Origin of the sequence: Streptomyces sp. NPDC048278, assembly GCF_040652195.1 — a bacterium.
Taxonomy (GTDB): domain Bacteria; phylum Actinomycetota; class Actinomycetes; order Streptomycetales; family Streptomycetaceae; genus Streptomyces.
Genome location: NZ_JBEZLP010000031.1, coordinates 53624 through 70243, shown reverse-complemented (window position 1 = coordinate 70243; position 16620 = coordinate 53624). Strand labels below are relative to the sequence as shown.

Annotated in this window: 8 protein-coding genes; 3 read left to right on the top strand and 5 right to left on the bottom strand. The window is 74.1% G+C overall.

The genetic code is table 11. The features are described 5' to 3' along the window. Positions 1-101 precede the first annotated feature (101 nt). Genes fxsT through AB0D74_RS38175 form a run of 3 tightly spaced genes read right to left on the bottom strand, consistent with a single transcriptional unit; the run spans position 102 to position 7287 of the window. Complete coding sequence (gene fxsT / locus AB0D74_RS38185) at positions 102-4724, bottom strand: FxSxx-COOH system tetratricopeptide repeat protein (protein WP_362597309.1); 4623 nt, start codon at positions 4722-4724, stop codon at positions 102-104. Then, positions 4724-5830, bottom strand: a complete 1107-nt coding sequence (locus AB0D74_RS38180) for a MoxR family ATPase (protein WP_362597306.1) — start codon at positions 5828-5830, stop codon at positions 4724-4726. The genes fxsT and AB0D74_RS38180 overlap by 1 nt, the downstream gene beginning before the upstream one ends. Continuing rightward, positions 5827-7287 (bottom strand): hypothetical protein, encoded by a 1461-nt coding sequence (locus tag AB0D74_RS38175; protein ID WP_362597457.1) that lies wholly within the window; start codon positions 7285-7287, stop codon positions 5827-5829. The genes AB0D74_RS38180 and AB0D74_RS38175 overlap by 4 nt, the downstream gene beginning before the upstream one ends. A gap of 333 nt (positions 7288-7620) precedes the next feature. On the opposite strand from AB0D74_RS38175, the gene AB0D74_RS38170 reads away from it, so the two are divergent. Next, positions 7621-9279 carry a phospholipid carrier-dependent glycosyltransferase gene (locus tag AB0D74_RS38170; RefSeq protein WP_362597454.1) on the top strand — a complete coding sequence of 553 codons (1659 nt, stop codon included), beginning with the start codon at positions 7621-7623 and terminating at the stop codon, positions 9277-9279. A 21-nt stretch (positions 9280-9300) separates the two neighbouring features. Here AB0D74_RS38170 and AB0D74_RS38165 read toward each other — a convergent pair whose 3' ends face one another. Both AB0D74_RS38165 and AB0D74_RS38160 read right to left on the bottom strand, forming a co-directional pair. Next, entirely contained in the window at positions 9301-9918 is a 618-nt protein-coding gene (locus AB0D74_RS38165; RefSeq protein WP_362597303.1) for a DJ-1/PfpI family protein, read from the bottom strand. 85 nt (positions 9919-10003) lie between these two features. Beyond that, complete coding sequence (locus tag AB0D74_RS38160; protein WP_362597300.1) at positions 10004-11323, bottom strand: alpha/beta hydrolase-fold protein; 1320 nt, start codon at positions 11321-11323, stop codon at positions 10004-10006. A 195-nt stretch (positions 11324-11518) separates the two neighbouring features. On the opposite strand from AB0D74_RS38160, the gene AB0D74_RS38155 reads away from it, so the two are divergent. Both AB0D74_RS38155 and AB0D74_RS38150 read left to right on the top strand, forming a co-directional pair. Next, a complete protein-coding gene (locus AB0D74_RS38155; protein WP_362597298.1) occupies positions 11519-14767 on the top strand; it encodes an AAA family ATPase in 3249 nt (1082 codons plus the stop codon). A gap of 127 nt (positions 14768-14894) precedes the next feature. Then, positions 14895-16520: a S53 family peptidase gene (locus AB0D74_RS38150; protein ID WP_362597295.1), complete on the top strand. Its 1626-nt coding sequence runs from the start codon at positions 14895-14897 to the stop codon at positions 16518-16520. The last annotated feature ends 100 nt before the right edge of the window (positions 16521-16620 follow it).

The window sequence follows — 16620 nt, the reverse complement described above, 5'->3', positions numbered from 1 at the left end:
GGTCGGGCCCTGAGCCCGACCGGCGCCGGCGTCACTGTCTGCGTCGCTCTCGGCGTCGGTGTCGGTGTCGCCGTCGGTGTCGCCGTCGGTGTCGCCGTCGGCTAGAACGGCACCGGGGCGATGTCGGCCTCGGCCCGCTGGCTGCTGGCCGCCGCGACGGTCGCCGGGTGGCTCTCGCCCAGCGTCCGGCGGAACCGGGTCAGGGTGTCGGTGTGCAGCACCGTGGCCTCGTCCACCCGGTCCAGCGCGCGCAGGTCCAGGGCCACGTTGTTGGCACAGGCCAGCGTGGTCGGGTGGTCCTTGCCGAAGGTACGGGTGAGGATCTCCAGCGACTGCCGGTCCAGCTCCAGTGCCTCCGTGTGGCGCCCCTCGGCACTGTGCTGGTTGGCCATGCCGATGGCCGTCGTGACGGTGAGGATGTGCTCCTCGCCCAGCGACTCGCGCATACCGCCCAGGGCCACCCCGACCTGTTCACCGGCCGCGTCCAGATCGCCCAGGTGGCGCAGGGTGATGGCCAGGTTGGTGCGGGCCGACAGGGTGTACGGGTGGACGCTGCCCAGCTTGGCCAGGTAGCGCCCGACCGTCGCTTCGCCCAGGTCCCTGGACCGCGTCAGGCGGCCGTCCTGCCGGAGGTCGACCACCAGGTTGGCCGCACAGGCGATGGCGTCCGGGTGGTCGGCGCCGTAGCGGTTCTCGGACTTCGCCAGTGCCTGTTCGCCGAGCTGCACCGCCCCGTCGTGGTCCCCGGCGCGGCGGCGGCAGACCGCGAGGACCCGGGCGCAGCTCACGGTGGAGGGGTTGTCCTCGCCGTACGTCGCGACGTACCGGGCGTAGACGTCCTCCTGGTGGGTGACGGCGCCCGGGTAGTCGCCGGTCTCGCGGATGTCGATGGACAGGTTGCTGAGGGTGTTCAGGGTGTCGAGGTGGTTCTCGCCGAGCGCGAGGGCACGCAGCCGGGCCGTCTCGGCGTCGTACTCGCGGGCCTCCTTGTACAGGCCCATCAGCCGCAGCCCGACGCCCAGGCTGTGGGCGGCGCGCAGGGTGGCGGGGTCGTCGTCGCCGAAGGCCCGCAGGCAGCGGTCGTAGACCGACCGGTTGATGTCCAGCGCCTGCGCCATCTCGGCCCGCAGCCGCAGGCCGCTGGTGAGCTGGATGAGGGCGTCCAGGGTGCCCTCGTCGTCCTCGCCCGCGATCCGGATGTAGGTGTCCGCGGTGCGCTGCATCATGGCGGCGGCCTCCTCGTACTCCCCGACCATGCGCAGGAGGTACGCCAGCCACTTCGCCATCTCCAGCGTCTGCTGGTCCTCGCCGCCGAACTTCTCGGTCCACACCTCCAGCGCCTCACGGGCCATGGCGACCGCGCCGTCGTGGTCGCCCCAGTAGTAGAGGAACTCCACGACGCCGCGGATCAGGCCGCGCACCCAGGGCGAGTCGCACTCCACGGCCCGGGACACCGCGATGTGCGGCAGCAGTTGCTGGTAGCGCGGCCACAGTTCGCGGGAGCCGGGGCTGTTGGGGTTGGCATCGGCGAGCAGCAGGTGCGCGCCGTGCCGCATCTCCGCCTGCTGCTGCGGGGACATGCGGTTGACCAGCACCGCCTGGACCAGACGGTGCAGCTGGATGGTGTCGTGCCGGTGCTCGATGCGGGCCAGGGCGTAGACGTTGATCTCCCGGATGGCCCGGCCGAGCCGGATCGGGTGGCGCAGGGCCTCGTCGAGCTCGGGGGCGATGGTGCTGCGCGAGTTGTTGAAGAGCGAGCGGGAGATCGGCTCGGGGGCGAAGAACGAGCAGACCTGGAGGAGCTGGAGCGCGGCCGGGTTGCGCTGTTCGAGCTGGCGCAGCGAGACGTCCCAGGCGGCGGCCACCGACATCGGGTAGTCCGGCGACGGGACGAGTTCGAGCATCAGCTCGGCGATCTTCTCCCGGATCAGCCCCAGGTACTCGTCCACGGCCATGCCCGTGACCGCCTGCCAGGCGGCGGCCTGCTCGATGGCGAGCGGCAGGTCGCCCAGCTCCTCGGCGAGCAGGTCGGCGTCGGCGTCGGACAGGTCGCGGGCCCTGCGGCGCAGCAGGGCCTTGCTCTCCTCCCGCGTGAAGACGTCCACGGAGAGGGTCCTGGCGACCCGGTCCCACTCCTGGTTCCGGGAGGTGATGAGGATCTTTCCGGTGCCGCCGGTCGGGAAGTAGGGGCGCACCGCCTCGACGTTCTCGGCGTTGTCGAAGACCAGCAGCCAGCGGTCGTAGGGCTCGCCCCGGCGCAGGGCCTCGCGGACCGCCGGGACCGCCCGGTTGGCCTCGGTGCCCACGTTCAGGCCGAGCCGGTGGGCGAGTTCGGTGAGCGCGGTCAGGATCATCGTCGGCTGTTCGGAGGGGATCCACCAGATCACGTCGTACTCGGCGGTGTGCCGGTAGACGTACTCGATGGCGATCTGGGACTTCCCGACACCGCCCATGCCGTGCAGGGTGTGCGGCAGCACCGCCGAGGTGTCGCCGGTCAGCAACTGCTCGTGCACCTGGGTGAGGAGCTCCTCGCGCCCGGTGAAGTTGGGGTTGTTCGGCGGCACGTTGCCCCACACCACCGGTACCGGGACGCGCTGCGGGGCGGTCTGGCGGGACTGCGGTGCGGCCGGTCCCGGGACCGTCCTGCCGGGTGACGAGGGGCCGGCGCCCGGCTGCCCGTCGGGGCCCGGCACGGGAAACTCCCGCACCGGGGTCCCGCTCGCGGAACCTCCCGCTGCGTGCTGGTGCTCACTGGCAGTGGTGTCGGTCATGTCCAGGCCACCCAAATCTGAATTTACAAGATTTTTATTACTGACATCGTGGCCCAATTGCCGCGAATTCTTGGCGATCGACGCACCGGCCGGGGCGCCTTCCAGCGCCGCGCCGACCCGGCGGGCGCGCAGCAGATAGGGCCCGGAGAGGGCGCGCAGGACGGCCAGCTCGACCCGCAGGAACGGCAGGCTCTCCGCCGTCACCTGGGGAACCGGCTCGTCCTCCGGGGCGAGCAGCGCACCGTGCAGCCCGCGGGCCGCCTCGAACCGGTCGCCGTAGAACTCGGACACCGAACTCACCACCCGGGCCGTGTCCGCGCGCATCGCGCCCGCCAGCAGCGCCTCGCGGGCCCCGTCGACGAACTCCAGCGGGGCGGGCTGTGCGGGCTGTGCGGGCTGTTCAAGGAGGCCGCTCAGGAAGAGCTCGGCGAGGTGGGACGGCTGTGCCTCGGGCACCAGCCGGCGCTGGACGTCCCGTACCAGGCGGGGTTCCAGGACCGCGGCGGCCAGGTGGGTGGCCAGCCGGTAGGCGGTGGGGGTGGCATGGCTGCGGAAGCGCCGGATGCGCTCCTGCACCGAGGGCGCCGGGATGACGACCGGCGGCTCGGCCAGGTCGCCGTCGGAGGCGTCCGGCGGGTCGGGCGCGCCGAGCAGCAGCACCGGGGCCTCGATCCAGCCGGACTCCGCGCCGGTCACCAGAGCGGCCCACCGGCGCAGCCACCGGGCGTCCAGCTCCAGGACCGGGACCGCCGCCGTCCAGCCAGCGGGCGGCGGGTCGAACGGGTCGCGCCACTCCTGCGGGAAGTCCACCGCCAGTTCGGTGGTGCGGGCCCCCGCGCGGGGGCTGCGCAGCCGCGCCTGCCGGGGCATCAGGGCGGTGCGGTGCCAGTCCCGCTGGGACAGCAGGTGCACCACCGCCACCGGTCCGGCCGCCGACCACAGCTCCAGGGCCTGCCGGCCGGCCTCGGTCCGCCACAGCGGCCCCAGGCCGTCGGTCAGCACCAGCACGATCCGGCGGCCGGTACGGTCCACCAGCTCGCCGGGGACCCCGAGGACGTCGTGCTCGGGATACGGCCCGCGCAGCACCGCCTCCGGCCCGCGCGGGGTCTCGCGCAGGCCCAGCCGGCGCACCCGTACGTCGCGGAAGGCGCCCAGCCGCTCCGCCACGGCGGTGAACTCGGCGACCGTCTGCTCCCAGATCACCATCGTCGCGTGGTCGTCCACCACGAGCACCAGGTCGAAGCGGCGCTCGTCGGCCGCCCTGGTGTAGGGCACCCACAGGCCGTCCTCGGCGGCCCGTTCGGCGGTGGTCTCCTCGTCCAGCTCGACCTCGAACGCCGAGGGCACGAGCTGCTTCAGCGGTCGCAGCGCACGGGTGATGCCCGCCGCGTCCCGCAGGTCCGGCAGCACCTCGGCCACCTCGACCGGTTCGGCGTCCCCTGCTTGCCCGGCGCGCGCCCACCCGGTCGCCCGCTCCCGCGCGGAACCGGACCCTCGCCCGTCCGGTCCGGCGGACGGCAACGGCAGGAACAGCACCTCGGCCCCGTCACCGGACGGCTCCCGCACCGTACCGTCGGCGGTCCCGTCCGCCGTGCCGTCCCCGCTCCCCGTCCCGCCCCCGGTCTCCCCCGGCCCGCCGCCGCCCGACCCGTTCTCCGTACCGCCGCCCGACCCGTTCGCCCTGCCGCCGCCCGACCCGTTCGCCGTACCGCCACCGGTCCCGGACGCGCTCCCGCCGCCCGTTCCGCCGTGACCGCGACCGCCCGGACCGCCGAACGCCGACGGCCCGTCGGGGAGTTCGGGCAGCCCGGAGACCCCCGACAGGCCGGCCGGCCGGGGCCGGGGCGGGCGGTCCGACGCCGGCAGCCGGGCCGCCAGCGTCTGGTACGCGTGCAGCCAGAGGCCCTCCGCCACTTCGAAGGCCTCCGGACGGGCACGCGGTTCCTCACCCATCAGGGCGCCCCCGACAGCTCACGCCAGAGGGCCTCCAGCAGCTCGCCCCAGGACTCGTCGTCCTCCCGGACCCCGGCCGTCCGCAGGAACACGGCGTTGAGCAGCTGGTCCGTCGCCAGTCCGCCGTGCTCCCGGCTGCGCTCCACGAACGCCCGGATCATGTCGTCGTACCGGCCCTCCTGGTCCCGGAAGTGCGCGGCGATCATCGTGGCGAGCTGGTCCTCGCGGGGCGGGGAGACGTCCAGCCGGACGCAGCGGCGCAGAAAGGCCGGCGGGAACTGCCGTTCGCCGTTGCTGGTGATGACGACGAACGGGAAGGCCCGGCACCGGACCCGGCCGTCCGCCACCGTGACCGTGGTGTCCGGGTCGTCGGTGAACACCCGTGCCTGCGCCTCGTGATGGCGGGCACGGACCAGTTCCGGGATGTCGTACGAGCCGTTCTCCAGCACATGGAGGAGGTCGCTCGGCAGGTCGATGTCGCTCTTGTCCAGCTCGTCGATGAGCAGGACGCGGGGCAGCTCGTACGGGAGCAGGGCGGTGCCCAGCGGGCCGAGCCGCACGAAGTCGCCGATCCGTGGACCGGTGCCGCCCTCCGGTGGCGCCTCGGTGCCGGCGTCGGGGACGGCGGCAGGGACGGGGGCCGGTCCCCGGCCGAGGGAGGCCTGGGCACGGCCGATGGCGTCGTACTCGTACAGTCCGGAGCGCAGGGTGCTGCGCGAGGTGATCCCCCAGTGCAGGACGCGGCCCAGGCCCAGCTCGCGGGCGACCAGGTAGGCCAGCGTGGACTTCCCGATGCCGGGCCGGCCGGTCACCAGGAGCGGCCTGCGCAGCAGCAGGGCCGTGTTGATCATGTCGATGTCGTGCGGGTTCTGCCGCGAGGTGGTGCGGCCCGCGGCGCCGAGCCTGCGGTCGGTCTCGGCGCTCTCGGCCGGTACGGGCGGCAGCACCGGGCCGCCGTCGAAGGTCCGCCAGCCGGGCGGCGGGGGCAGCACGTCGGCGAGGCGGATGTCGGGCAGCGGCTGCCCGGTGCCCCGGTAGATCCACCAACTGCGGCTGACGGGCCCGCCGTTGTGGCCGTTCTCCACCGGATGCTGGACGCGGTTCATGAGGTCCCCTCGTCGTCGTGGCCGCCACGCACGCTGCCGGGAACCGACGCCGGGTACCCCGGGTACGCGGACCAGTCCACCATCCGGTTCGGGTCGTCGAGGAGCACCGCGAGGTGGCGTCCGGTGTGCGCGTCCCGTTGCGCCGCGGCGGCGGTGGCCGCTTCGTTCCGTAACTGCCGTACACGCTGCGGCAGTTCGGCGGCCGTTCCCTTCAGCAGCTTGTCGACCCGTTTCCTGAGGTCGCCCGGGGGCGTGGGCCGGCGGTCCCATACGGCCAGCGGCACGCCGGCCCGCAGCGCGGCTTCGAGCGTGCCCTGGCGGCCGTCCGGCCCGGGCAGCGGCGGCGCGGTGAGCGCGACCGAGACCAGTCGTTCGTCGGCGGCGAGCGTGCTGTTCCACCGCACCGGGTCGTGGCCGCGCTCGCCCGTGGTGTCCCAGTGGCAGACGATCCGGGAACCGGCCGTCAGCTGCTGCCAGCGGTTGCGCCAGCGCCGGTGGTACCGCCGGGCCCGCATCCGCTCCAGGCTGCGCAGCGCCACCGGGTAGTCCAGGCACAGCGCGGTCGCGGAGGAGTGGGAGGCCGTCGGCAGCCACTCCATGGGCTGGTTCAGCAGCTGGAGCGGCAGCACGAACTCGAGGACCGGTCTGCCGGGGCGCTCGCCCCAGTCCTCCTCGACGGCGCCGACCAGCTCCTCCACCGCGGCCTCGACCTCGCCCAAGGCCACGATCCGGTCCTCTCCCCGCTCCGGCCGCCACGAGCCCGGCCGCCGCTGACGCCAATGGGAGAGCAGGTACTCGTCCGTGCCCATCCCGTCCTTGCTCAACTGGACAACGAGACAGGCGGGAGCCGGTTCCGCGGCTCCCTGGGCGATCTGCGCACGGAGGGTCGCGAGGGGTCCCGACAGGTCGAGTCGCCTGCCCTGGTCGTCGTTCCAGCCGCGCAGGCCGTCGACGACCTGCCGGTCGACGCCGGCCCCGGCGCCCGCCGCGATCGCGTGCTCCACCAGGGCCAGCACGGGAAGCAGGCCGTCGGGGCGGGCATTGGCCCCGGCGAGGAAGTCGAAGGCCTCCGGGAGGGTGGCGACCGGGTGCGGCGGGAGCGGCAGGTCACCGGCCGCCGCGTGCAGCAGGCCCTGCGCGTCGGGATGCGGGAAGCGGCCCAGCAGCGAGCGGGCCCTGCGGAGTTCGGGCTCCGGCAGGACCGCGAGGACCGGCGAGGCGGAGACGAGTTCGGCGATCCGCAAAACCGGTATCGAACCGGGGTCGTACACCTGGAGGGTGTCCACCAGCACGGAGAGCCCGGTCGGCCGCTGCCAGCAGGCCCGGGCTATCTCCATTATGTCGTGCCGCTTCCGGTCGTGTCGCCGGAGGTTGGCTAACTCGGGTAACCGGCCCGCCAGCATGTCGATCAAGAGATCGCGCCCTCCCGGTGCATCGAGTCCCGACACCGCGCACATCTGCTCCACCAGCTCATGCTCGAACCCCGCCGCATGGCCGCCGTTTCTCACACTGAACAAGCGTCCCCCGTTCACGACTCCCGCGCCTCCCAACTCCCTTCCGTTGCAAGGCCGTCCGAGTGCCGTAGCCCTGGGTCCAGGGTATGGCCCAGGCCTTGGGCGTGGCCACCCCGGTACGGTCAATCACCGGCACGGAACCGCTGCCCGGCCACCGCTTCGCGACCGGGTACGGGCACGGCCTAAGGTCGTCCGGTGACGAACAGCAGCGCGACGCGTTCCCACGACCTCGACGGCATACGTCCGGCACCGGAGCCCCCCGGGTGGCAGGACCGGCTGCGCCGGTTCGGCCACGGGGCGGCGGCCGGGGGCACCGGCACGCCCGCCGGGGTCCGGGAGCGCCTGGTCCCGCCCTTCCCCGAGCCCGCCGCCCGCCCCTGGCAGCTCCTGGGCCTCGACCCGGCCCGGACACGGCGGCTCGCGAGGGCGACGGAGTGGCTGGGCCCGCTGCTGGTCGCCGCCCTGGCCGGTGTGCTGCGCTTCTGGCACCTCGGCCGGCCGCGGGACCTCGTCTTCGACGAGACGTACTACGCCAAGGACGCCTGGGCACTGCTGCACCTCGGGTACGAGGGCACCTGGCCGGACCGCAAGATCGCCGACCCGCAGATCCTGGCGCACCCGCAGGTGATCTCCCTCTCCGACACCGGCTCCTTCGTCGCGCACCCGCCGACCGGCAAGTGGGTGATCGCCGTCGGCGAGTGGCTGTTCGGCCTCGACCCGGTCGGCTGGCGTTTCATGACGGCGGCCCTCGGCACCCTCTCGGTGTTCATGCTGTGCCGCATCGGCCGCCGCCTGTTCCGTTCGACGTTCCTGGGCTGCCTGGCCGGGGCGCTGCTGGCGATCGACGGCCTGCACCTGGTGATGAGCCGCACCGCCCTGCTCGACCTCGTCGTCATGTTCTTCGTGCTGGCCGCGTTCGGCTGCCTGCTGATCGACCGGGACCGGTCCCGGGCCCGGCTGGCGGCGGCCCTGCCGGCCGACGCGGCGGGCCGGGTGCGCCCGGACGCCGACACCGGCGACCGGGCCGGGACGGGCCGCCGGCCCTGGCGCCTCGCGGCCGGCGTCCTCCTCGGCCTCGCGGCCTCGACGAAGTGGAACGGCCTGTACGTCCTCGTCTTCTTCGTGGTCCTGACGCTGCTGTGGGACGTCGGCGCCCGCCGCGTCGCCGGGGCCCGTCATCCGTACCGGGCGGTCCTGCGCCGCGACCTCGGCCGGTCGGTCCTCGCCCTCGTCCCGACCGCGCTCCTGACGTACCTGGTGACCTGGACCGGCTGGTTCCTGTCCGACGACGGCTGGGGCCGGCACTGGGCGGACGGCCGCGGCGGCACCTGGTCGTGGATACCGGCCCCGCTGCGCAGCTTCTGGCACTACGAGTACCTCGTGTACCAGTTCAACGTGAACCTGCACTCGCCGCACAAGTACCAGTCGAACCCGTGGAGCTGGCTGGTCCTCGGCCGTCCCGTGCTGTTCGCCTACGACTCCCCGCAGCCCGGCCAGGACGGCTGCTCCACCGCGACCGCCTGCACCCGCACGGTCCTCGCCCTGGGCACCCCGATGCTGTGGTGGTCGGCCTGCTTCGCCCTCGCCTACCTGCTCTACCGGTGGGCGCTGCGCCGCGACTGGCGGGCCGGCGCGATCCTCTGCGCGGTGGCGGCGGGTTACCTCCCCTGGTTCCTGTACCAGGACCGTACGGTCTTCTCCTTCTACGCCGTGGTCTTCGTGCCGTACCTGTGCCTGGCCGTGGCGATGATGATCGGGGCCCTGCTCGGTCCGCCGGGCGCGACGGAGCGGCGGCGGCTGCGGGGGGCGGTGGCGGCCGGGGTGCTGGTGCTCCTCATCGCCTGGAACTTCGTCTACTTCTACCCGATCTACACCGGGCAGACGATTCCCTACAGCGGCTGGCAGTCCCGGATGTGGCTGGACACCTGGATCTGAGACGCGGGCCGGCTCCGGCGCTCAGCGCAGTGCCGCAGGCGCCGCCTCGCCCGTGCGGACGGCGCGCAGGACGCGGTCGACGGTCTCCTGCTTCTCGCCGACGGGTGCCGTGTAGTCGATGACCTCGCGCACGGCCTCGTCGCCGAGGGTCCGGGAGATCACCCAGGCGCCGAGATACTGCGAGGCCATGCAGCCGCCGGCGGTGGCGATGTTCCCCTCGCTGTGGAACGGCGCGTCCAGCACGGTGACCCCGCAGGCCTCCACGAAGGGCCGGCTGACCGTGTCCGTGCACGCGGGCCGGCCGTCCAGCAGGCCGAGCCGGGCCAGCACGAGGGCGCCGGAGCACTGCGCGCCGATCAGCTGGCGCCCGGGGTCGAGCGGCAGCCGGGAGACCAGCCGGTCGTCGGCGACGACGTCCCGGGTCCGCACCCCGCTGCCGACCAGTACGACATCGGCGTCGGCCACGAACTCCAGCGGTCGCTGCCCGGTCACCTCGACGCCGTTCATGGACGTGACGACCGGCGTGGGCGTCGTGATGAACGCCTCGAGGCCGCGCCTGCGGCACCGGTTGACCAGCGCGGCGGCGATGAAGGAGTCGAGTTCGTTGAACCCGTCGAAGGTGACCACTGCTACCTGCATCGCTGCTCCCTGCCCTCCTGGTCCGGTACCGGCCGCCCACTCTACGGGCTGCGCCGCGGTCGCCGCGGTGCGGTGACCCGGCAGGTCAGCGGCGGACCGTGGCCGTGGGGCTGGGCTCCGGGCCCTCCGCGCGGACCGAGCCGTGGCCGTGGCGGGCGGTGGGGCTCGGACCGGGCGCGGCCGGTGCCCCGGGCACCGGCTTCCCGGCGTGGTGCCGGGGGACGACGTCCTGGGGGAAGGTCAGCTGCCCGTTCATCCACGTCAGGGCGGCGGGCATCTCCCGTACCCAGGTGGGGAAGTTGTGGCTGCCGTTCTCGGGGAGGATGGAGACGACCCGCATGGGCGCCCGGACGGCCTTGATGAAGGCCTCGGTCTGCGCGTAGCCCTTCTCGCCGTGCTTGCTGTTCGCGACCAGGACCGAGACCTGGGGCACGGGCAGGTGCTTCAGCCGCCACATCAGGTCGTGGCCGTCGATCCGGGCCTGGCGGCCGGGGCCGCTGCCGAAGAGGTTGCCGGTGGTGGGGTCGTCCTTGACCCGGTAGTCGGGCGACAGGGCGGCGGCGGTGGTGTAGACGCCGGGGTCGCGCAGGGTGAGCTGGAGGGCGCAGCTGCCGCCCGAGGAGTACCCCATGACGCCCCAGGAGCCGGCGTCGTGCCCGGCCCGGTACACGGACTTGATCGCGTCCGGGAGGTCCTTGGCCAGGAACGTCTCGGTCTGCGGTCCGCCGGGCACGTCCACACACTCGGTGTCGCGCGGCGGGGCGATGGTGGGCCGGATCATCACCATGATCGTCGGCTGCATCCGGCCCTTGCGCTGGAGTTCGCCGGCGGTCTGCGAGACCCGCAGGTGCTGGGCGAGGTTGTAGATGCTGCCCGGGTAGCCGCTGAGTGCGACGATCACCGGGAACCGCATGCGCTGGTACGCCTTCTGGAAGTACTGCGGCGGGAGGTAGACGAAGGCCGGGTCGACGACGCCGGTGCGGCGGCCGATGATCTTCACCGACTCCACCCGGCCGACGGTCGCGGCGGGCCCGCTCGGCAGCCCGCTCACCCGGCTCAACTGCTGGTCCCCGGCAGCCTGTACGAGCGACGCCCCGTGGATGCTGCTGATGCCGTTCACCGAGCCGCCGCCGTTCCCGCCGGCCGCCTGGGTGACGCCGACCGGAGCGGTGTCGACGTTGCCGAGCAGCTCGTTCCAGGAGCCGAAGAACTGGTACGACGAGTTCACCGCGCAGGCGAACGCCGCGACGATCGTCACCTGCGTCACCGCGACGGCCCCGAGACGCCCCAGCACCTGCCACAGCCCCGGCCTGGCGAACCGCGGCCACAGCCAGACCAGCAGCGCCACACACAGGGCGGCCAGCGCCGCCAGCGCGTATACGGTCGTTCGACTGGTCAAACCCATGTCACTCAGTCCCTGTTTTCCCTGCCCGTTCCCCGTTGCTTCCGCACAGGAGGAGGGCGGAAGAGCCTTCCGCGTTCCGTAACGAGGGATTCAGGAGGAAGACATGACCTGTTAGGCCATGTCGGGCAGGGGGCCGCCGCCGGGAGGTGACGGATGTCATTGACACACCGGATCACCGGAGGTTGTCATGAACACATGCAACCGACCGGGCGCCGAGCGCTTCTCGACGCCGCCCGGGTCCAGGCGGCGGACCGTCCCGGACTGCTCCTCCACGGCCCCGCCGGCATCGGCAAGTCCACGCTCGTGGCGGCTCTCGCGGCGGACCCGGCCGCCGGGACCGTCCTGCACTGCTCGCCCGCCGAGGCGGACGCCCGGCTGCCCTTCGCCGGGCTCGTCGACCTGTTCGCGCGGGTCCCGGAGAGCCACCTGGAGAACCTGCCGCCGGAGCCCCGGGCCGCGCTGCGGACGGCCCTGCTGCGCGGTGGCGGTCCGGCGGACGACCGCGGCCTGCTCGCCGTGCGGGTCGCCGTCCTCGACGCGCTGCGCGCCCTGGCCGCCACCGGTCCGGTCCTGCTGGTCGTCGACGGCCTGCAGTGGCTCGACGAACCGACCGCCGGGGTCCTCGCCTTCGCCGTACGCCGCCTCGACGCCCCCGGCATCCGGATGCTCGCCGCCGAGCGGGTGCCGGACGGCGACCGCCCCGAGCGGCTGCACTGCTGCCCGCCGGGCACCGTCGAACTCCCGGTACCGCCCCTGACGGACGGCGAGACCGCCCATCTGGTCCGCACCGACCTCGGCGCCGACCTGCCCCCGGCCCTGCTCCGGTCGGTCCAGCGGACCGCCGCCGGAAACCCCTACTACGCGAGGGAGTTGGGCCGCGCCGCCCGGCACGCCCCGCCGTCCGCCGGGTCCGACGCCCTGCCGCCGGTGCCGCCGGGACTGCGCACCCTCCTGCTGGAGCGGGCCCGTGCCCTGCCGGAGCCGGTGCGGCGCACCCTCCTCGCCGCGAGCGCCGCCGCCCGCCCCAGCCTCACCCTGCTGCGCGCCGCCGGGCTCCCGGACCCGGCCGCGGACCTCGCGGAGGCGGAACACCTCGGCATCGCGACGGCCGACGCCGACGGGGTCGTCCGGTTCCACCACCCCGTGCTGCGGGCGGCCGTGCACGCCGACGCCGCCGAGCACGGGCGGCGGCAGGCACACGCGCTGCTGGCCGGCGCGGTGCCCGAGCCGGTGGAACGGGCCCGCCATCTCGCACTCGCCCGGCCCTACGAGGACGAGGACACCGCCCGCACCCTGATGGCGGCGGCCGGCTCCGCCCGCCACGACGGCGCCCCCGGCACCGCCTTCGAACTGGCCGCCCTCGCCGCCCGCCGCACCCCGGCCCACCACCCGGCGGACCGCGCCGAACGGCTGCTGGCCGCCGCCGAGTACGCCTGCGACGCCGGGCGCACCGAGGAGGCGGGCGAGGCCGCCGGGGCCGTACTCGCCCGGTCCGGCTCGGCGGCACAGCGGGTACAGGCCCGACTGGTCCTGCTGCGCGGCGCCGGGCAGGCCCTGGAGGGCGCCGAGGACCTGATCGCGGACGGTCTGCGCGACGCGGCCGGCGATCCGCGCGCCGAGGCCCGCCTGCACCACTGGGCGGCCGTACGGGGCCTGCTGTGCGGGGAGTTGACCGAGGCGGCCGGCCACGCCCGCCGAGCCGCACGGCAGGCCGCCGCGGCCGGCGACACCAGCACCAGAATCGACGCCCTCGCCACCCTGGCCCGAGTACGCTCCCTCGCCGGCGACCCCCACACCGCCGACACCGCCCTCACAGAAGCCCTGACCCTACTCAGCCGCAATCCCCCCGCGCCCCAAAGGAGCGCGGAGAACGCCGCCGCACCCGAAACCAACAACAACCCACCACCACCCCCCAGGGGCGCGGGGAACTGCGCGAACAACCACAACGCCGCCGCACCCGAAACCAACAGCAGCCCGACACCGCCCCCGAGGGGCGCGGGGAACTGCGCAAACAACCACGACAGCGCCGCACCCGAAGTCAACAGCAACCCGACACCGCCCCCGAGGGGCGCGGGGAACTGCGCGAACAACCACAACGCCGCCGCACCCGAAACCAACAGCAGCCCGACACCACCCCCTAGGGGCGCGGGGAACTGCGCGAACAGCCACGACGGTGCCGCACCCGGCACACGGCAGGTCGCGGCACACCCTGCGGAGCGCAACGGCCCGGAGAGCCGGCGGCTGATCCGGATGCGGGCGATCCTCGCCCTGGACTCGGACCGGGTGACCGAGGCCCGCGACCAGGTCGTCCCGCTGCTCGCCGCGACCGGCGAACCCGCCGGCGCCGAGGACACCGTCGCGACCCTGGTGGCGCTGACCCGGATCCAGGTCCGCGCCGGCCACTGCCGCGAGGCCCTGCGCACCGCGGCCCGCTGCTCGCGCGCCCTGGCCGGAGCGGCCCCCGCGCTCTACGCGGCGGCCCTCGCCGCGACCGCCGGCGGCACCGCCGAGGAGGCCCGCCGGCTGGCCGCACAGGCGGTCCGCGCCTCGGAGGCCGACGGCGACCGCCTGTTCCTGCTGCGCGCCCTCGCCGTGCTCGGCCAGGCCGAACTGCTCGGCGGCGATCCGCGCGGGGCGGCAGCCGCCGTCGAGGCGCTGCAACGCGTCCGGGAACTCGGCGAGGCGATGTGCGCCGCCGACCCGCCGCTGCTGCACTGGTACGGCGACCTGGCCGAGGCCCTGGTCGTACTCGGCGAGACGGACGCGGCCGGCGCGGTGCTCCACGACGCCCGCGCCCGGGTGCGGGACGGCGCACCGAGCAGCGTCCTCGCGACGCTGGACCGTGCGGAGGGGCTGCGCGAGGCGGGGATCGGCCGGGCCAGGGAGGGCGCGGTACGGCTCCGCGCCGCCGTCGACCGGCTGCGCCCGCTGCCGCTCCCCGTCGAGCTGGTCCGCACCCTGATCGCGCTCGGCGCGGTCGAGCGCCGCGCCCGCCGCCGCAACGCGGCCCGGCAGGCGCTCGCCGAGGCCCTGGAGACGGCGGCCCGGATCGGCGCGGCCCCGCTCGCGGCCCGGGCCAGGGACGAACTGGCGCGGCTGGCGGCCGGGGAGCGCGGCGCCGAGCCGGGCGCGGCCGGTCCCGACCTCACCCCCACGGAGGCGCGGATCGCCGAACTGGTCGGCGGCGGGGCGACCAACAGGGAGGTCGCCGCCGAACTGTTCATCAGCGTCAAGACGGTCGAGGGCACGCTGTCCCGGGTCTACCGCAAGGTCGGCGTCCGCTCCCGCACCGCGCTGGCGCACGCGATGGCGGTCGCCGTCATCGCCTCCGGCGCGGCGGTGGACACCGGCGACGACGAGCAACCGGGGCCGACGGCTCAGACGGTGACGGTAAGTCAGGCGGCCCGGGCCCGGCTCCCCCGCCCGCTCGACACACGCCGTTGACATGACATCGGCAGTTAACACGTAACGCAAGGGTTCCCCCGCTTACGGGGGTGGGGCCGGAGTTCCTACGGTGATCCCGTTCCGCTTCCGGAACACTCCCCACCCCCCACTCTCCGGAGGAACTTCGGTGAAGTCACGCCTGAAACTGCTCGGTCTGGTCGCCGCGCCGGCGCTGATCACGGCGGTCGTCCCCGCCGCCTACGCCGCCGACGCCCCGCACACCACCCGTGCCGCCGTCGCCGGGGACGTCCTGCCCGGCCTGAAGCACGACGCGTCCCGCACCGGCGAGGTCGCCGCGGGCAAGCGCATATCGGTGGCGATCAGCCTGGCGCCCAGAGGGGGCAGCGCCCTCGACACCTTCATCGCGAAGGTCAGCGACCCGCACTCGGCCGCCTACGGCCACTACCTGACGAAGGGCCAGTTCGCGGCCCGCTTCGGCCGGACCGACGCCGAGGTCAAGCAGCTGAAGGAGTACCTGCGTTCGCAGGGCGTCACCGTCGGCAAGGTGCACTCCGGCAACCTGCTGGTCGACGCCAGCGGCACCGCGGCCCAGCTGCAGAAGGCGTTCGGCACCCGGCTGTCGACCTGGAAGGACGCCACGTCCGGCCGCTCCTTCTACGCCAACGACAGCGCGCCGACGCTCCCGTCCTCCCTCGCCGCCATCGTCAGCGACGTGGCCGGCCTCAACAACCGCGTCCAGCTGCACCACCAGGCGACCCCGCACACCGTCGTCCCGCACAACGGCCCCGGCGGCGGCTACACCCCGGCCCAGCTCAAGGGCGGCTACAACGTCTCCGGCACGTACACCGGCAGCGGCCAGAAGATCGCGCTGCTGGAGTTCGACGGCTTCCAGCAGTCCAACATCACCAAGTACGACACCAACTACAGCCTGGGCTCGCCGACCCCGACCGTGTCCAAGGTGGACGGCGGCTCCGGTTCGCTCGGCGACGGCCAGGTCGAGGTCGAGCTGGACATCGAGGTGCTGCACGCGATCGCCCCGAAGGCGAACGTGACGGTCTTCGAGGGCCCCAACTCGGATGCCGGCGAGGTCGACACGTACCAGGCCATCGTCGACAGCGGCATCCCGACCACCTCGATCAGCTGGGGTGCGGCCGAGTCGGCCCGCACCACCTCCAACATCAACGCGGTGGACGCGGTGTTCAAGGCGGGTGCCGCCGAGGGCCTCGGCTTCTACGCGGCCTCCGGCGACGACGGCTCCGACGACGCGGGCGACGGCGGCACCTCCGTCGACTACCCGGCCAGCGACCCGTACGTCACGGGCGTCGGCGGCACCAAGCTGACCGTCACCTCGGCCAACGCCTTCAGCAAGGAGGTGGCCTGGTCCGGCGGCGGTGGCGGCAAGTCCACCGTCTTCAAGATCCCGAGCTGGCAGACGGCCGTCCAGAAGAGCGCGGGCGGCGGCTACCGACAGGTCCCGGACGTCTCGGCGCACGCCAACCCGAGCCCCGGTGTCTCCATCTACTCGCAGGGCTCCTGGTCCTCGGTCGGCGGCACCAGCGCGGCGGCCCCCGAGTGGGCGGCGTTCGCGGCCCTCTACAACCAGCAGGCCGCGGCGGCCGGCAAGGCCAACCTCGGCTTCGCCAACCCCGCGCTCTACTCGGCGAGCGGCACCGGCTTCCACGACATCACCAGCGGCAGCAACGGCGCCTACTCCGCGGCCACCGGCTGGGACTTCACCACCGGCTGGGGCTCGTACAACGCCGCGACCCTGGCGTCCAAGCTCCTCGGCTGACAGGGGACGGGGCCCGGGCCACCGTCGTCGGGTGCGGGTGCGCTGTCGCTGATCGCGCAGTTCCCCGCGCCCCTGACGGGGCCCGGACCACCGTCGTCGG

Excerpts from the sequence above, each read along its gene's own strand:
- fxsT (WP_362597309.1), bottom strand. The coding sequence starts at position 4,724 with ATGGGTGAGGAACCGCGTGCCCGTCCGGAGGCCTTCGAAGTGGCGGAG.
- AB0D74_RS38180 (WP_362597306.1), bottom strand. The coding sequence starts at position 5,830 with ATGAACCGCGTCCAGCATCCGGTGGAGAACGGCCACAACGGCGGGCCC.
- AB0D74_RS38175 (WP_362597457.1), bottom strand. The coding sequence starts at position 7,287 with ATGTGCGCGGTGTCGGGACTCGATGCACCGGGAGGGCGCGATCTCTTG.
- AB0D74_RS38165 (WP_362597303.1), bottom strand. The coding sequence starts at position 9,918 with ATGCAGGTAGCAGTGGTCACCTTCGACGGGTTCAACGAACTCGACTCC.
- AB0D74_RS38160 (WP_362597300.1), bottom strand. The coding sequence starts at position 11,323 with ATGGGTTTGACCAGTCGAACGACCGTATACGCGCTGGCGGCGCTGGCC.
- AB0D74_RS38155 (WP_362597298.1), top strand. The coding sequence starts at position 11,519 with ATGCAACCGACCGGGCGCCGAGCGCTTCTCGACGCCGCCCGGGTCCAG.